Genomic DNA, 16803 nt, shown 5'->3' with positions numbered 1-16803 from the left:
TTAACGGTTTTTATGATTGAATAGCGTTAGTTGCACGCTCATTGTAGTATTTTACGCCTGTTTTCGCTAAGATAATGGGTTACGTTTTATATCACGACGTTTTTTGGTCTGAATTTTTTATTTACATGATTTATAGTCTCAGTCATTTGTATGGCTTATTCATACACCGCGGCTGAGATTTCACATTTCTCTATTTTATTTACGTTACAAGGCTTTTTTACTATGACCACACCACTTGCAGATGCGATGTCCCAACTTGCCATTTACGATTCATTGACTGGCAGCAAGCGTCAGTTTGTACCACTCAAAGCAGGGCAGGTTGGTATGTATGTGTGCGGCATGACTGTTTATGACTATTGTCATATTGGTCATGCGCGAGTGATGGTCGGTTTTGATATGGCCGTTCGTTGGTTAGCACGTTTGGGTTACAACGTGAATTACGTACGTAATATCACTGATATCGATGATAAAATCATTGCTCGTGCTGCTGAAAACGGTGAAGAGATTGGTACATTGACGCAGCGCTTTATTGAAGCGATGCATGAAGACGCAACAGCCCTTGGTTGTGAGATGCCAAATGCTGAGCCACGTGCGACCGATCATATCGATGACATGCAGAATATGATTGAGACGTTAGTCACTGGCAACTATGCGTATGCAGGCGACAACGGTGATGTCTATTATGCCGTCGATAGCTTTGACGGTTATGGTAAATTATCTAAGCGTAATCTAGACGATATGCAGGCAGGTTCGCGAGTCGAAGTTGAGAATGATAAACGCAATCCATTTGACTTTGTACTATGGAAAGCTGCAAAACCTGACGAGCCACAGTGGGCATCACCATGGGGTCAAGGGCGTCCAGGCTGGCATATTGAATGTTCAGCGATGTCGACTAAGTGCTTAGGTAGCACCTTTGATATTCACGGCGGTGGTCATGACTTACAGTTCCCGCATCACGAAAACGAAATCGCCCAGTCTGAGGCAGCGACTGGTTGTGAGTATGCACGCAACTGGATGCATGTTGGTTTTATCAATGTCGATGGCGAAAAAATGTCTAAATCACTGGGCAACTTTTTTACCATTCGTGATGTCATGGCAAAGTACTTACCTGAGACGGTGCGCTTTTTCTTATTATCGAGCCATTATCGCAGCCAAGTTAACTTCTCTGATAGCGCCTTAGATGAAGCGCATAATAGCCTAAGCAGATTATATAATGCACTAAAGTTGGCTGAGCAACAAAAAGGACAGTCAATCGTAATCAATGAAGATTTAGTGGCTGAAGCTTACAATAGCGCGGTTGGACAAGACTTCATCAAGGCGATGAATGACGACTTCAATAGCTCGACGGCCATCAGCGTCTTATTCGGATTGGCTCGTGATATCAACAAAGCTATCAAAGCGGAAGACGTCGATACCGCATGGCAATTAGCCCAGCAACTAAAAGCATTGGCGCAAGTATTAAATATTTTACAGCAGCCAGTGCAGCAGTTTTTGCAAGCAGTGGTCGGTGATCAGGCAGAAGATGGTCTAACGGATGCGGTTATTGATAATTTGATTATCGAACGTGCAGAGTCTAAAGCCAACAAAAACTTTGCCCGTGCTGATGAGATACGTGAGCAATTAAAAGAGGCGGGTATTGAGCTCGAAGATAGCCGTGCTGGCACGACATGGCGCCGCGCTTAAAATAATGTTTGCCGTCTATATAGTAAATAGCTACAAATCTCGTAATAAATTAAGTCAGCTTTAGGCTGGCTTTTTTTTGCTTACTGAATTAGGTTAAAGCAGCACCGATATATTTTTTATACTTTCCTTTCGTAGACTGATGGCTTTGAAAACATGAATACTCTTAAAGACAATCCTATGAACCATCATTGTGCCGTTTTGCGCTCAGATGATAATCATCAAGTAGATGTAGAGAAAAGTCGTTTTAAAAGCCATATGCTGCAAATATTGTTGGGCTTTTTGATTGTCGCTATAAATGTCATCTATTCACCCGTTTATGCAGCAAATAGTGAAAATGAACAGAGTACGAGCGAGCCGGAAAAACAAACACCTAGTAAGCCTGATAGTTTTACTGAATATGCAGCTCAGCAAGTCAATGCGCTTAAAGATGAGAGTGTTAGTATTTCTGGTATTACTGAAGAGATCTTCGATCCTACTGAGCGTAACGCAGTGGAGCAGGCAGGCAGGCTACAAGGTGATACGGCACTGACCGGAGAATACAGTGAGAGCTACTATATACTCGATAAATTAAATGCTGGGTTGCCGCCGTTATCTGAGCCAGCTAACTTAGAAACACCGCTTGCAGCTTTAGAGTTTTTTCAATCAGCGTTAATGAAACAGCAGTATGATTTGGCCGCTTACGCGCTAAACATGAATTTGATTGATGAGAAAAGCCAACGGAGCCGTGCGCTTGATCTCACAAAACGACTGGATTTCTTATTGTCTGAAAAAGAGCTCTATGTATTCGACGATATGCCAGATCGTCCCGATGGCTTAATTGAACCACCGCTTGGTAATAATAGCAGTGTCATGGGTATTGCCAGACGTTCTATTCAGCTTGGCTATGTTGATTATCGCGAGCGCCGTGTTCCTATTTATTTGCAGCGAGTGCGAGTAGGGGATAAAGCCCCTGTTTGGGTGTTTTCGGCGCAGACAGTAGGCAATATTGATAATCTCTATGAGCAGTATCATCCAGCCGAGTTCGAACGTTATTTGCCTACTTGGTTAAAGCTAAAGTTTTTTGGGATTGCGCTATGGGAATTCTCAGCGCTGATATTGTTCTTTTTATTAACCATGGGTATGGGTTGGCTACTGAGTAAAGGTACTGCAAAAATCATCAATCATTATATTGATGAAGAAAAATACAGCATGTATGTTGGCAGTACCAACGGCGTCGCCGATTTGGTTAGCAAGCTAACAGTACCATTAACCTTTACCATCAGTTTTTCACTCGTTTTCACCTTAGTTTCTGGTGGTTTTCCTTATTTAGATGCAGTTGCCTCATCTACGCGTCCACTCATTTGGATTGGACTGGTATTTAGTACCATGTGGTTGGGTATTCGTATCATTAACTTTTTTGCCAATCGTTATCAAGATATGCAGATTGAAAATTTGGCTGCAGAGCATTTTGATAAAGAACGTCGTCGCCGTACCTATGTATCGATATTCCGTCGTGTGTTTATTTTCGCGATGATTTTGGGAAGTTTCTGGATAGGTCTTAGTGAATTTGCCAATATGGAAGGCCTTGGCAAGACGTTACTGACTTCAGCGGGTATTGCAGGTGTGGTTATCGGTATTGCAGCACAGCCAATATTAGGGAATATCATCGCTGGTGTGCAGGTAGCAGTGACGCAGCCAGTACGGATTGGCGATAGTGTGATAATGGATGGTAATTTTAGTACGGTTGAAGACCTGCGTTACACGTATGCCGTGCTAAAAACATGGGATGAGCGACGATTGATCGTGCCGATGCGTGAGCTAATCACTGAACGGGTAGAAAACTGGTCGCATACAGAAGTTCATCAGACCTGTCCTGTGTTTTTGTATATCGATTATGGCGCAGATATCGACGCTATCCGAGAGGCGTTTATATCGATGGTCAAGGACAATAAGCTTTGGGATAATAAAACAGAACCTGAGATGTATGTGGTTGATGTGACCGAAAATACCATTCAACTGCGCGGCGCTGTTTCATCGGTAGGGCCTATAGAGGCATGGACGCTGGCCTGTGAGATACGGGAGCAAATGCTTGGTTACCTGCACGCACAGCAAAACAAATATCTACCCACAGAGCGCTTTACGTTAACAAGAAGCGACTAGAGATTGGGAATAGCGATGAGCTTTGCGATCCTGATTAGCTTTAAAAGCGAGTTATTAATGGTTTGAAGCATGATTGTCATCGATGAAGACGCACTTGTGTAAAATAATCTGACAAATATAGTGTGTCAGCGAGGCGCTTATTTGTTATAATGTGGCGTTATTTTTATAGGATAACTGAGTGGTTAGCCATGAGTCGGCACTGTGTATGCAGCTGCAATGATTGATACGCTTAACCCTGAGCTCCTACCCATCAAAATAACCACCACTAGGGGTCTGTATGTTGCGAATTGTCGATGAAGCCTTAACCTTTGATGACGTTTTATTATTACCAGCCTATTCTGAAGTTCTGCCAAAAACTGCTGATCTGTCTACTCGTTTGACCAAAAACATCACACTTAATCTTCCGCTAATCTCTGCGGCTATGGATACTGTGACTGAGTCTGAAATGGCTATTACTATGGCACAGCTTGGTGGCATGGGTATTTTGCATAAGAGCATGGACATCGAAAAGCAGGCCACACAAGTACGCCGTGTCAAAAAATTTGAAGCGGGTACCGTCGTTGATCCTATCACTGTGCATCCAGAGATGACGATTGGTGAATTGCTACGTTTGACCCAAGATAACAATATCTCAGGTGTGCCTGTGGTCGAAAAAGGCACAGATAATGTTGTGGGTATTGTTACTCATAGAGATTGGCGTTTTGAGACCAATTTATCATTGCCAGTTAGCCAGATCATGACGCCTAAAGAGCAGCTGGTTACCGTACACGAAGGTGAAAGCAACGAGAATATCAAAAGACTGTTGCATGAGCACCGCATCGAAAAAGTCATCGTTATTGACGATAACTTCCGCCTGCGTGGTTTGATTACTGTTAATGATTTTGCCAAAGCTGAAAACAATCCAAATGCATGTAAAGACGAACAAGGTCGCCTACGTGTTGGCGCAGCTGTTGGTACTGGTGCAGACACGCAAGCACGCGTTGAAGCATTAATCGCTGCTGACGTTGACGTTATCGTCGTTGATACTGCGCACGGTCACTCAAAAGGCGTGATCGATAAAGTCTCTTGGATCAAGAAAAACTACCCGCATGTACAAGTAATCGGTGGCAACATTGCAACAGGTGAAGCTGCAATCGCTTTACGTGACGCAGGTGCTGATGCAGTAAAAGTAGGTATCGGCCCTGGTTCTATCTGTACCACGCGTATTATCGCAGGTATCGGTGTGCCACAAATCTCAGCCATTGATAATGTTGCTAGCGCTTTAAAAGACAGCATTCCATTGATTGCTGACGGTGGTATCCGTTACTCAGGTGACATGGCAAAAGCAATCGCTGCTGGTGCATCATGCATCATGGTTGGTTCGCTCATGGCTGGTACTGAAGAAGCGCCAGGTGAAGTTGAGCTGTTCCAAGGTCGCTACTATAAAGCGTATCGCGGTATGGGTAGTTTGGGTGCAATGTCAGGATCAAACGGTTCTTCAGATCGCTACTTCCAAGATGCAAAAGACGGCGTAGAGAAGCTAGTGCCAGAAGGTATCGAAGGCCGTGTTCCTTATAAAGGACCAGTTGCGGGTATCGTTAACCAGTTGGTTGGTGGCCTACGTTCATCAATGGGTTATACGGGTTCTGCCACGATTGAAGATATGCGTACCAATCCGCAGTTTATCAAAGTAACCTCAGCGGGTATGAAAGAGTCGCATGTGCATGATGTGCAAATCACTAAAGAAGCGCCGAACTACCGAGTAAACTAGATCGTTCCGTAAAATGCTTCTCTTTTATAGTTTTAAATCGTATTAATGTTAGCTGAGACGTGGGGCTGCAGCGAGCTTAAGATACAAACAGCCAACAATGCTCTGTTATTGTTGGCTGTTTTTTTTGTAAAATACAGAAACAGATTATTACAACAATAGTATTGCCTGCGTATACGTTTGGCCTTTTATCTTTTTGACTTGAGGAATATATAATGAGCTATTTTGGCACTGATGGAATTCGCGGAAAATTTGGTGAATTACCAATTACACCAGACTTTATTTTAAAACTAGGCTACGTCACTGGGCTTGTCCTTATAGAAAAAAATGAAAATCCTACGCGTAAGCCAAGTGTGGTGATTGGTAAAGATACGCGTCTGTCAGGCTATGTGATAGAGGGAGCATTACAAGCAGGTTTTAATGCTGCTGGTGTTGATGTTTATATGCTTGGTCCATTGCCGACTCCAGCGATTGCGCATTTGACCCGTAGTTTCAATGCAGATGCTGGCGTGGTTATCTCAGCCTCGCACAACCCTTATTATGATAATGGCATCAAGTTTTTCTCAGGTGACGGCAAAAAACTTACTGATGAAATGCAAACTGCAATCAATGATAAACTGACAGCAATTATGAACGACCTTAGTAGTGACGTTGCTATGATGCCCATTCTTGATCCTGCAAATTTAGGTAAGAACAATCGTATTGATGATGCGAAAGGTCGCTATATTGAATTTTGCAAAGGTAGCTTCCCTTATCAATACGACCTCAGTCATCTGACGGTAGTAGTGGATTGTGCCAATGGCGCTGGCTATAGCGTAGCACCTAGAGTGATGCGCGAGTTGGGGGCAAACGTGATTGCCATCAATAATACGCCAGACGGTATCAATATCAATGCTGAATGTGGTTCTACTCATCCTGAAAGCTTACAAAAGGCTGTGCTTGAGCATGACGCAGATGTCGGGATTGCACTAGATGGTGATGGCGACCGTATAGTAATGGTTGATGAGACGGGTAAGCTGATCGATGGTGATGGTATCTTATACGTACTTGCTACCCAAGGTAAAATTAAAGCTGAAGGTGTTGTCGGCACACTTATGAGCAATATGGGGTTAGAGCTGGCGCTAAAAGATGCAGACATCCAATTTACTCGCGCAAAGGTGGGTGATCGCTATGTGATGCAGGATTTAGAAGCTAATGGCTGGATATTGGGCGGTGAGCCATCTGGTCATATCTTATGCTTAGATAAAAGTCGCACAGGGGATGCTATCATTGCTGGCTTGCAAGTACTGGCAGTGATGCAAGCTAGAGAGCGTGCGCTAAGTGAACTTGTTGAAGGTTTTGAGGTGTTACCGCAAAAACTAGTCAATGTACGTTTGTCTCAAATGCAAGACCCATTCAAACATGAGGAGTTGGTTGCTGCTTTTGATAAAGCACAGGCAACGCTAGAGGGTCGTGGTCGTCTTCTTATACGTCAATCAGGTACAGAGCCTATGATTCGTGTGATGGTGGAGTCAGATGATGAGATAGAATGCGATGTAATGGCTAATGACTTAGCTGATCTTATAAAATCAGTACTAGGCTAATAGTATTTAAGGCAATAACTGATATTTAAAATAGCAACTGGTATTCAAGATAATGACTGGTATTCGAGACAACAACATTATAGTTTTCAAATAAGGAACTGCCATGAGCATGGACTTTACCGACCAACGCCTCTCATACGAGAAAGGTGAGCTTGACCAACAGTCAGTACCAACGTCACCATTCGAGCTTTTTAAAGCTTGGATGAATGAAGCGTTAGCGCGAAAGGTGCAAGAGCCTTATGCAATGAGTTTGGCGACATGTGGCGCAGACAATAAGCCTAGTGTCCGTATTGTGTTACTACGCGAGATTACTGAGACAGGTATTGTTTTCTATACCAATTACGAAAGCGCGAAGGGGCAGGATATCGCAGAAAACCCTAATGCCGAAGCGTTATTCTTTTGGCATGAGCTGGAGCGCCAAGTCCGTATCAGCGGTAGTATCGCTAAAATCGCTGCTGATAAATCGGCTGCTTACTTCCAAAAGCGTCCCCATGATAGCCAAGTAGGGGCTTGGGTCAGTCAACCGCAAAGTGGTGAAGTGGCCAATCGTGAAGTCATGGAGCAAACGTTTGAACAGCTTCAAGCAGAGCACCCTGACAATACTACCGTACCAACGCCAGAGTTCTGGGGTGGGTATGAAATTACGGTTGAAAGTATTGAGTTTTGGCAAGGTCGCGCCAATCGGATGCATGACCGAATTGTGTATACGCAGAGTAGCGGCGACAACAGTGAAGGCAATGAAGGTAATACAAGCTGGACAACCAAACGTTTACTACCATAGTTGTTGTAGCCTCAAGCTATAAATTATACAAAACTAAAAAAGCCACTCTAAATCCAAGTTCTTTGGTATCTAGAGCGGCTTTTTTACGTTAGCTATTTACCTTATCTGACATTATTTTTTATTTAGCTTTTTATTCAACCTTTCATTTAATATTGGTATCGACATCCACTGAGACTGACATGCCAGGACGTAAACGTGCCAGTGCAGGCTGGTTCTGGTCTAAGTCGATGCGTACAGGAATACGTTGAGCTATTTTTATATAGTTACCTGTCGCAGGGTTGGCAGCAGCAGCACTGAACTCGCTACCAGTCGCTGGCGAGATATTACTCACACGACCCGTAAATTTGGCACCGCCAAGCGCATCGACATGAATGGTCGCAGGCTCGCCGATTGCCATATTGGCTATTTGAGTTTCCTTAAAGTTTGCAATAATCCAAATGCCCTTTGGCACGATATACATGAGCTGCGTACCAGCGCTGACGTATTGGCCTTCTTTGACACTAACTTGGCTTAGCTGGCCAGATTCAGGTGCAGTGATGATAGTATTGTCTAGATTGATTTGCGCTTGCTTGACGCCTGCTTCAGCATTTTTGATATTTGCGTCCAGCGATGAGCGACTGCCACTGGTCTTTTCACGGTTTTCTTGAGCGGCTTGCAAATTAGCCTCTGCTTGCTGTACCCCTGCTTGTGCTTGAGCCAATTGCGCCTTGATATGGGCAACTTCTGCCTTTGATACCGCACCAATAGCATCTAAACCTTGATAACGGTTGACATCTTCACGCGCGCTTTCTACATTGATTTTGGCACTATACAAATCAGCTCTACGTGCTTCGATTTGTGCTTGGCTGGTTTGCGTGTCTTGGTCATTAGTAGAACGGTTAGTAACTGCTACCTCTGTATTTGCTTGTGCCTGATCGAGCTGCTGCTGAAAGGTTCGATCGTCAATCTTTATGAGTAAGTCGCCAGCTTTTACGTTGGCGAAGTCTTGCACTGCTACCTTGGTCACATAGCCAGAAACTTGCGGGCTAATAATAGTCGTCTGACCTTTGACAAAAGCATTATTGGTTTGCTGTACCGTTGGGGTGAACGGTGGGAGCTTCCATGCATACAAAATCAATGCCACACCAATGACAATCAATAGAATTAATAAACCTAAGTTTAGATAGGACTTTTTCTTGGGCGACCAACCAGTAGTATCGGGTATTGGCTCTTTTGGCGGCATTGATGGTTCATTGCTATTTGAACTGTTTTCTACATCACCTTCTGCTGTCTCAGTTACTGATGGCGAAGAGGTTGTAGCAGGCTCTTCTTTGCTTATATCGGACGCTATAGGTGTGTCTGTTGCTGGAGCGCCAGTGGACGTCTGAGGTGTTTGATTAAGCTCATTTGGTTTTTCTTGGCTCATGACGTGCTCCTAAATTTTTAATAAATATTAAAATAGACTGGCTATAAATGAATGGGGTGAAACATGATTAATAGAATAAACTGAGTTATTTTGACTCACGCATTTTTGCAATAACGGCAAGCTCTTTAGCAAGGGGATTGCGTTTGTGGTAACGGTTATAAAAATAATTGATCAATAAAATAGCTGTAACGAAAGTAGCAAAACTGGCCATCAAAAAGAACAGATCGCTATAAGCGGAGACAGTTGCTTGGCGCTGAATCCCTTGCAACACTTGACTCATTGCAGCCACATTCGCTTGCGCTGCATCCGTCGTTTGGTTCGACAATACACTACGAGTACCGGCAATTTGAGCGCTGAACGTAGGATCACCCAAGTTCAGTGAGCTGACCATATCTGCATAATGGGCCTGTGTACGAATGGTCGTAAATGCCTGAATAGCCGCTGCACCTGCCAATCCACCAACCGTTTGGGAAATACCAAAGATAACCGAAAAACTAATGATATAAGCAGGCCCACTGGCAATAGCACGCAGAAATCCTTCGAAAACCAAAGGTCCCATAAAATATACCGCGGCAAATGCAATCAAAAACTGACTAATATAAAACATATAAGGAGCGGAGTTGATAGACACCCCAACGTCCATCCAAGAACCCAAAGCAATCAATGCCACTGCAAAAATAACAGGACGGCGCAAGTCCATCGGATTGGTACTAAAAATACTAATCACCAAAGCCAACACACTGGCAGCCATTATGACAGCATAAAAAGTAACTAACTGATCGTTACCATAACCCAAATTAGCAAGTAGGCCTGCAGCACCGACATTTTGCTCAGATAGCAAAATTCGCATGACCGCGCCGGTAATCATAAAAGCAATAATATTGCGGCTACGCATCCAGCGCACTTGTAGCATCGGGTTTTTGCGATGTGTCTCAATCCATAGAGCGACGCCAATTCCAACGATAGCAATCATCAGTGGATAGACGAGCCAAGGTGTCGTCCACCATAAAATCCTACCTTGCACCAAAATTACAGCCAGTGCAGCTAGACCGCTCGCAAAAAAAGCAAAGCTTAAAAAATCGAGTTTCTCAAATACTTTTTCTGTATTGCCTGGTGGTAGCTCCAATATATTAATCAGTCCAAAACAAATCAGTGCCAAACCAAATTGAAATAAAAATAAATTCTCAAGCTGACCATTGATGGCGAGATAGGGCGAGATGATTCGTGATAATGGAATACCAAACTGTACCAAGCCAAAACCCAATATTAAGCCACTGGTACGCTTGACGGTTGGCATACCTTGCAGACAGTAGAATAACCCCAAGATGGTCATGCCACTTGCGACCATACCACTAAGTCCTCTGGCGACAATTTCTAGGTAATAAGGCTCAATTCCAATATTAGGCGTATCTAGCAAATGACTACTGATTAGCCACTGTAGACTCGTGGCGGCTAATAGAAAGAACAGAGTAATTTTGCTAAAGAGTGACATACCAAACTGCTGGCGAATCTTGTACAGCAGAACGGTAATACAGGCATTGGTCATATTATAGCTAACAGATATCCAACCGCCTTCAGCTGGTGTCAAGCCCAGTTGACCTTGAATTTGAGTAAGATTTGCGACGAGCAGACCGTTTTGGAAACTGGCAGTGAGACCAACGAAAATTCCAATCAGTAAGTAAAACAATTTGCGGCGTGCAGGATGATCAGGGTTGGCAGGAGAGCCCACCATTATCGGTTGTTCGTGGGGCTTAAACTGATATTCGTTACTCATGGACGTACCATAATATGTATAAGGAAATAGAATGGCATAGAACAGATTCCAGACGCAAAATCAGGTCAGTACGATGAATGTTTATAGCTTAAAACGCAGTGAGGCTACTGATATAAATGCTGGTCAAACTGGAAAGACAACCCAAGAAATGCAGGATATATTTTATCATAACTTCTACAGCGCTTTTGTCATTGGCGCTGCTGAATAAAGATATAGCAGTATTCCGTGCAATGTGACAAACATTAAAACAAACGATGCAACAAGCAAAAAATGCTATACGCATAAAAACAGCTCTATACAGAGCTGTTTTTGTGTATCGAAAAATTGGTCAGTCAATACATAGTATTGTGGCTAATACCGAGGTATCAATTAATACTAAGTACTAATAATACTAAGTACTAAATCGATTCATCATATTTTGCTTCTAGCTGCATCGCACGCTGATAGCTATCAAGACCGGCCAGCTTTTCAGCATACTGTTTGATATGCGGATAAGCATCAAGTTTCTGACGCTTAGCAAGAATAATCAAGTCAAACGACAGCATAAAGTCGGCACCGCTTAGCTTATCACCTACAATAAACGATTTACCTTCAACTGAGGTATCCAGATACTTAAACAATCTGGTTTTTTCTGTCTCGATATAGCCGTTTAAAAACTCATTGTCGTTGATGCCTGCTTTGTTGGTAAATAATTCAAGCATTAATGGCAACATGAGCGAGCTTTCTGCAAAATCAATCCACTGTAGATAGTAGCCGTAGTCTGAGCTTCCTGTAGCAGGGCGCAGACGCTCTGGCGCAAACCGTTCAATTAACAGCTCAGTGATAGCACCTGACTCAGCATAAATCTGTCCATCCATTTCGATAACCGGAGACTTACCGAGTGGATGTACAGCTTTTAGAGAATCTGGTGCTAAATGAGTTTTGGCATCGCGCTGATGACTGACGACTTCATAAGGAACGCCTAGCTCTTCTAAAAGCCATAGCGTACGTAATGAGCGTGATTGATTGAGATGATGTAAGCGAATCATGGTATCGACCTTATTGCGTAGTGAATTTGACTAACCTTGCAGCTTCGCCATTAGACGCTTAGCAGCTTCTTCTGATGATGCAGGGTTTTGACCTGTGATTAGCAGACCATCTTCAACAACAAATGATTCCCAATCAGCCGCTTTTTCGTAGTTACCGCCATTGGCTTTCAATGCGTCTTCTACTAAGAACGGTACTACGTCTGTTAAGCCAACTGCGTCTTCTTCAGAGTTAGTAAAACCAGTCACTGTTTTGCCTTTTACTAAGTACTCGCCATCGACTTTAACGTTTTTAAGCGCTGCAGGAGAATGACAAACAAAAGCAACAGGCTTATCTTGCTTAACAAAAGTCTCGATCAGATTGATAGAGTTTTCATCTACTGCCAAATCCCACAACGGGCCATGACCACCAGGGTAGAATACTGAATCGAAATCTTCAGCGTTCATATCAGCAAGTTTTTTAGTGTTAGCCAGATGCTCCTGAGCGTCTTTATCCTCTTTAAAACGAGTAGTGTCTTTGGTTTGCGTGTCTTCTGTGTCACTACTAGGATCTAGTGGTGGTTGACCGCCAGCTGGAGAGGCTAGAGTTACATTTACGCCAGCGTCAAGAAATGCGTAGTAAGGCGCAGCAAATTCTTCTAGCCAAAAGCCAGTTTTTTTACCAGTATCGCCTAAACGGTCATGAGAAGTTAGTACCATTAGAATGTTCATAATTATCCTTGTTTATTATTTATGTGTTAGTAACGATATAGCCAACAGTCATAAGTTTTCCGTTGCATCACTAGCTGTTTTTACTTAATTAGCCTAAATGCAAATAATGACTGTTAGCATTATTCCTGCTTTGTAATCAATTTTCAGTAGTGATATTAGCAATTTATGTTGTTAAGTAGTTATTCACAACGATTGCTAACTGTCGGTAACTACTTAACTAGCGAATGTTTAACCAGTAACTATTTGACGTCAGATACTTTGATTACAGTCTTACCAAAGTTATCACCGTTTAACATACTGACAAATGCATCTGGGGCATTATCCAAACCGTCAGTAATGTGCTCTTTGGTTTTTACTTCGCCTGACTCCACCCATTTGCTCATGGTTTCTAAGAACTCTGGGAAGTGATCGCCGTACTCTTCAAAGATAATAAAACCTCTGACAGTTAGGCGTTGGCTTAAGATAAGACCCATCAGCATACCTAGGCGATCTTTGCCATCCGGTAAATCAGTTGCGTTGTACTGCGATACCAGACCACATACTGGAATACGAGCGTGGTCGTTAAGCAATGGCATTACTGCATCAAATACTTTACCGCCAACGTTTTCATAGTAGATGTCGATACCATCTGGACATGCTGCTTTTAATTGCTCAGCGAAGTCGTCGGCTTTATGATCGATACAGATATCAAAGCCAAGCTCATTGACCGCAAAGTCGCATTTCTCTTTACCGCCTGCCACACCGACAGTGCGCAGACCATATTGATTACCCACTTGACCGACAGTGGCACCGACCGGTCCAGTTGCTGCTGCCACGACTAAAGTCTCGCCTTTTTGTGGTTTACCTATATCAGTCAAACCCATATAACCGGTGAACCCTGGCATACCTAACACACCTAAACCATAAGAAGGGTTAGACATGTTTTTGTCCAGTTTGAGGACGCCTTCGCCATCACTGACACTGTAGTCCTGCCAGCCTGAGTTTGATACGACTAAGTCGCCTACCGCAAAGTTGTCGATATTCGACTCGACTACTTGCGCTACGGTACCACCCATGATGACGTCACCGACTTCTAATGGGTCTGCATAGCTTTTTGCATCACTCATACGTCCACGCATATATGGATCTAGTGACAGATATACCGTGCGTAGTAGCATCTCGTTATCTTTTGGCGTAGGAATGTCGCTAGTCGCCATGTCAAAGTTGTCAGCAGTTGGCTCGCCATTAGGACGGCTAGCCAATTTTATTTGACGGTTTGTTTGTTGATTCTGTTGTTTGTCGAAGCTCATTGTAGGACTCCTTTATATTTATTAATTGTCATTATTATAGTAGTGTTAAGTGTAGCAGCTACTCAGCATGGAATAGCTACTACTATAAATAGCATAACGATATGTACTTATTATTACTGTCGCGATTTTTCTTATAATTGTTCTGACAGTTTTTGCTATAGCGCTTATTAAGACGCTTTGCTAGTTACAGCACGCTGCAGGATACGACGTGATACTTCTAAGTCGTTGGTACCATGCTCACCAAGCTTAACCATGTTATGCACTTCAAGCTGCTTGATGATTGGATCAATCGCTGATTCCGTCAAGTCAACGTCTTCTAGGCTAACTGGCAAGCCAAGCTCGCGGAAGAAGTTTTCAGTGTAAACAATAGCCGTTTCGATGACAGCATTGTCATCTAAGTCAGTATCGGTAATGTTCCATACGTTACGCGCATACTGAATCAGTTTTGCTTTTTTGCTTTCTTTTAGCTCACGCATGACTGATGGCAATACGATGGTTAGCGTACGTGCATGATCGATAGCGTGTAGTGACGTCAGCTCATGACCAACCATGTGAGTTGTCCAATCTTGTGGTACACCAGTACCGATCAGACCGTTCAATGCCATGGTTGCTGTCCACATAATGTTTTTACGTGTTTCTAGGTTTTCTGGATCTTGCTTAACAACTAGACCTTCATCGATAAGGATTTTAAGCAAGCTTTCAGCAAAGGCATCTTGTACTTTAGCGTTTACTGGGTAAGTCAGATATTGTTCCATTACATGAACAAATGCATCAGCCACACCATTCATCACCTGACGCTCAGGCAAGGTAAGTGTTTTGATTGGATCTAGAATCGAGAATTTAGGGAAGGCAAGTGGGTTACCAAATGGTAGTTTTGCTTGACGCTCACTATAGTTAATCACGCCGCCTGAGTTCATCTCAGAACCTGTGGCTGGGATAGTCAATACAGCACCCAAGTCGACAGCAGAGTCGATGTTTTTGCAATAACCAGTTAAGGCATCCCAAGCTTGGTCACGTGAGACAGTGCCGTCCTCTTCAGTTAACGAAGAAACGAGTGCGACAAATTTGCTGCCATCAATCACAGAACCACCGCCAACTGCTAATAAGAAGTCGATGTTGTGCTCATTAACCATATCAGCGGCTTTAAGTAGCGTGGTGAACTCTGGGTTGGCTTCGATGCCACCAAATTCAAATACAGTACGGTTACCGCTTGCCGCTAATGCTGTTTTCACTTCGTCTAAAGTACCAGTACGCTGTGCTGAACCACCACCATAAGTAATGAGTACACGCGCATCAGTAGGGACTAGATCTGATAATTGTTCGATTTGACCTTCACCAAAAACGATACGGACTGGGTTGTAGTATTGGAAGTTATTCATAAGATTCCTAATTAGTAATAAAAAGTGTTTAATAAAAACGGTTCAATTAAATGGTTTTGACATGAGATATTGTCTGATATTAATCAATGAATGATAAGCAATGCTCGTATAGACATTCATTCTTAATATTTGTGCGCATTGTACACCAATTAGACCAGTCGTCTAGTGATATTTACAAAACTCTCGTATAACTGTCTAAGCCGTATGCAGATGTCTTTAAGAAATTCGTTTAAAAAAGAGAAGGCAATAAAGCACACTGAACACTCAAGCATAGTACTGACAGCTACTATCTATGAGCGTTATGAATATTCAATGTGCCTTAATAGTTACGTTAGAAGTGCAGTCGCTAGAAATCCGAACAGTTGACGATTAGCGTCCCATTTGGGTCGTGGTCATCTGCCAAATTTCTGCTAAAGGGGTATTGGTTTGGCTAATCTTTGCAATCAAGCTTGCGCCAAGCCATGCAAAATACCAACGCTTGGCCATACTCTCAGCCGAGATGTTATCGTGACGAGGGACGGACTCATCGAGCCAGCCAGCTTTGATCTGCTTAGCGAGCCACATGGTCGTCTGCTGATAGCCAGTATCGAGTGCCTTACGCATGGTTTCTGACATATCGGCTACCTCTGCGCTGAGCTTCACTACCAAGCATTTCTCATGGTCACAGCCATTCTGCTGGGTGTCATACCAGTTTTGAAAATAATCATATAGCTTTTGCTGTGCACTGACATCTTGTGCATCGATGACATCCAACCGAGTCTTATATAAGCTAAAGTAATGATTAATAATGGCTTCACCAAAGGCTTCTTTAGAAGCGAAATAATGGTAAAAAGAACCCTTTGGCACACCTGCTGTATCTAAAATTTGCTTTAGACCAACAGCGGTAAAACCTTTTTTGGCGATTAATTGGTAGCCAGTGGCAAGTAAATGAGCTTTAGTATCTGGTGTCGTTGCGTCTGTATTAGACATAAACAGGATTATCTCCCTTAGTAGTTGCTTGTATTAGCGTATGCATTAGATAGTCAGTTAAAACAGTTAGCGTTCATTTGAACGTCACGTTGATGGCGTATTGTAATAGGATATAGTTATATGTGTTACGTTTTATCAACAATATTCACTGACAAAATAGTCTTGTTTTATTAGTAGCTATGGTAGCATTAGACCAGTCGTCTAGCAAGGTAGGTTTTGTTGTTATCCGTTACCGTTAGTATTTATTGCTAAAGATCATTTTTCATTAGAGCTTTTTTTAATTGATGACTATTGATTGATAGCTTGGTAACGATTTCA

At 42.9% G+C, this 16803-nt stretch carries 13 protein-coding genes; 6 read left to right on the top strand and 7 right to left on the bottom strand.

Annotation, left to right across the window (positions count from 1 at the left end):
* Positions 1-222: 222 nt before the first annotated feature.
* The 5 genes from cysS (at position 223) to pdxH (ending at position 7933) form a co-directional block, all read left to right on the top strand.
* Entirely contained in the window at positions 223-1683 is a 1461-nt protein-coding gene (cysS, locus tag JMX91_RS08705) for a cysteine--tRNA ligase (protein WP_201548625.1), read from the top strand.
* Between the two features lie 153 nt (positions 1684-1836).
* On the top strand, positions 1837-3822 hold the full coding sequence (locus tag JMX91_RS08700) for a mechanosensitive ion channel family protein (protein ID WP_227679341.1): 1986 nt from the start codon (positions 1837-1839) through the stop codon (positions 3820-3822).
* 277 nt (positions 3823-4099) lie between these two features.
* Complete coding sequence (gene guaB, locus JMX91_RS08695) at positions 4100-5572, top strand: IMP dehydrogenase (protein ID WP_057760534.1); 1473 nt, start codon at positions 4100-4102, stop codon at positions 5570-5572.
* 212 nt (positions 5573-5784) lie between these two features.
* Positions 5785-7152, top strand: coding sequence for a phosphoglucosamine mutase (glmM, locus tag JMX91_RS08690; RefSeq protein ID WP_201548623.1), 1368 nt, complete (start codon positions 5785-5787; stop codon positions 7150-7152).
* A 109-nt stretch (positions 7153-7261) separates the two neighbouring features.
* Positions 7262-7933: a pyridoxamine 5'-phosphate oxidase gene (pdxH, locus tag JMX91_RS08685; protein ID WP_201548654.1), complete on the top strand. Its 672-nt coding sequence runs from the start codon at positions 7262-7264 to the stop codon at positions 7931-7933.
* A 142-nt stretch (positions 7934-8075) separates the two neighbouring features.
* Here pdxH and JMX91_RS08680 read toward each other — a convergent pair whose 3' ends face one another.
* Together JMX91_RS08680 and JMX91_RS08675 are read right to left on the bottom strand one after the other, a co-directional pair.
* Positions 8076-9338, bottom strand: coding sequence for an HlyD family secretion protein (locus tag JMX91_RS08680; protein WP_201548622.1), 1263 nt, complete (start codon positions 9336-9338; stop codon positions 8076-8078).
* An 85-nt stretch (positions 9339-9423) separates the two neighbouring features.
* Entirely contained in the window at positions 9424-11112 is a 1689-nt protein-coding gene (locus tag JMX91_RS08675; protein WP_201548621.1) for an MFS transporter, read from the bottom strand.
* A gap of 73 nt (positions 11113-11185) precedes the next feature.
* On the opposite strand from JMX91_RS08675, the gene JMX91_RS13390 reads away from it, so the two are divergent.
* Complete coding sequence (locus JMX91_RS13390) at positions 11186-11320, top strand: hypothetical protein (protein WP_265089178.1); 135 nt, start codon at positions 11186-11188, stop codon at positions 11318-11320.
* A gap of 190 nt (positions 11321-11510) precedes the next feature.
* Here JMX91_RS13390 and JMX91_RS08670 read toward each other — a convergent pair whose 3' ends face one another.
* The 5 genes from JMX91_RS08670 to JMX91_RS08650 form a co-directional block, all read right to left on the bottom strand.
* Entirely contained in the window at positions 11511-12140 is a 630-nt protein-coding gene (locus JMX91_RS08670) for a glutathione S-transferase family protein (RefSeq protein ID WP_160021176.1), read from the bottom strand.
* 30 nt (positions 12141-12170) lie between these two features.
* Positions 12171-12848, bottom strand: a complete 678-nt coding sequence (locus JMX91_RS08665) for a type 1 glutamine amidotransferase domain-containing protein (RefSeq protein WP_160021175.1) — start codon at positions 12846-12848, stop codon at positions 12171-12173.
* A gap of 239 nt (positions 12849-13087) precedes the next feature.
* Positions 13088-14137 carry an NADP-dependent oxidoreductase gene (locus JMX91_RS08660; protein ID WP_201548620.1) on the bottom strand — a complete coding sequence of 350 codons (1050 nt, stop codon included), beginning with the start codon at positions 14135-14137 and terminating at the stop codon, positions 13088-13090.
* 167 nt (positions 14138-14304) lie between these two features.
* A complete protein-coding gene (locus JMX91_RS08655; RefSeq protein ID WP_201548619.1) occupies positions 14305-15516 on the bottom strand; it encodes an iron-containing alcohol dehydrogenase in 1212 nt (403 codons plus the stop codon).
* Between the two features lie 369 nt (positions 15517-15885).
* The gene (locus JMX91_RS08650) at positions 15886-16485 is read right to left on the bottom strand and encodes a TetR/AcrR family transcriptional regulator (RefSeq protein WP_057760518.1); all 600 of its coding nucleotides are present in this window, start codon (positions 16483-16485) and stop codon (positions 15886-15888) included.
* Positions 16486-16803: the final 318 nt, after the last annotated feature.

The organism is Psychrobacter sp. Pi2-1, from assembly GCF_904846645.1.
Taxonomy (GTDB): domain Bacteria; phylum Pseudomonadota; class Gammaproteobacteria; order Pseudomonadales; family Moraxellaceae; genus Psychrobacter.
Note: the sequence above shows the minus strand (reverse complement) of the source record. Positions and strands in the feature narration are given on the sequence as shown.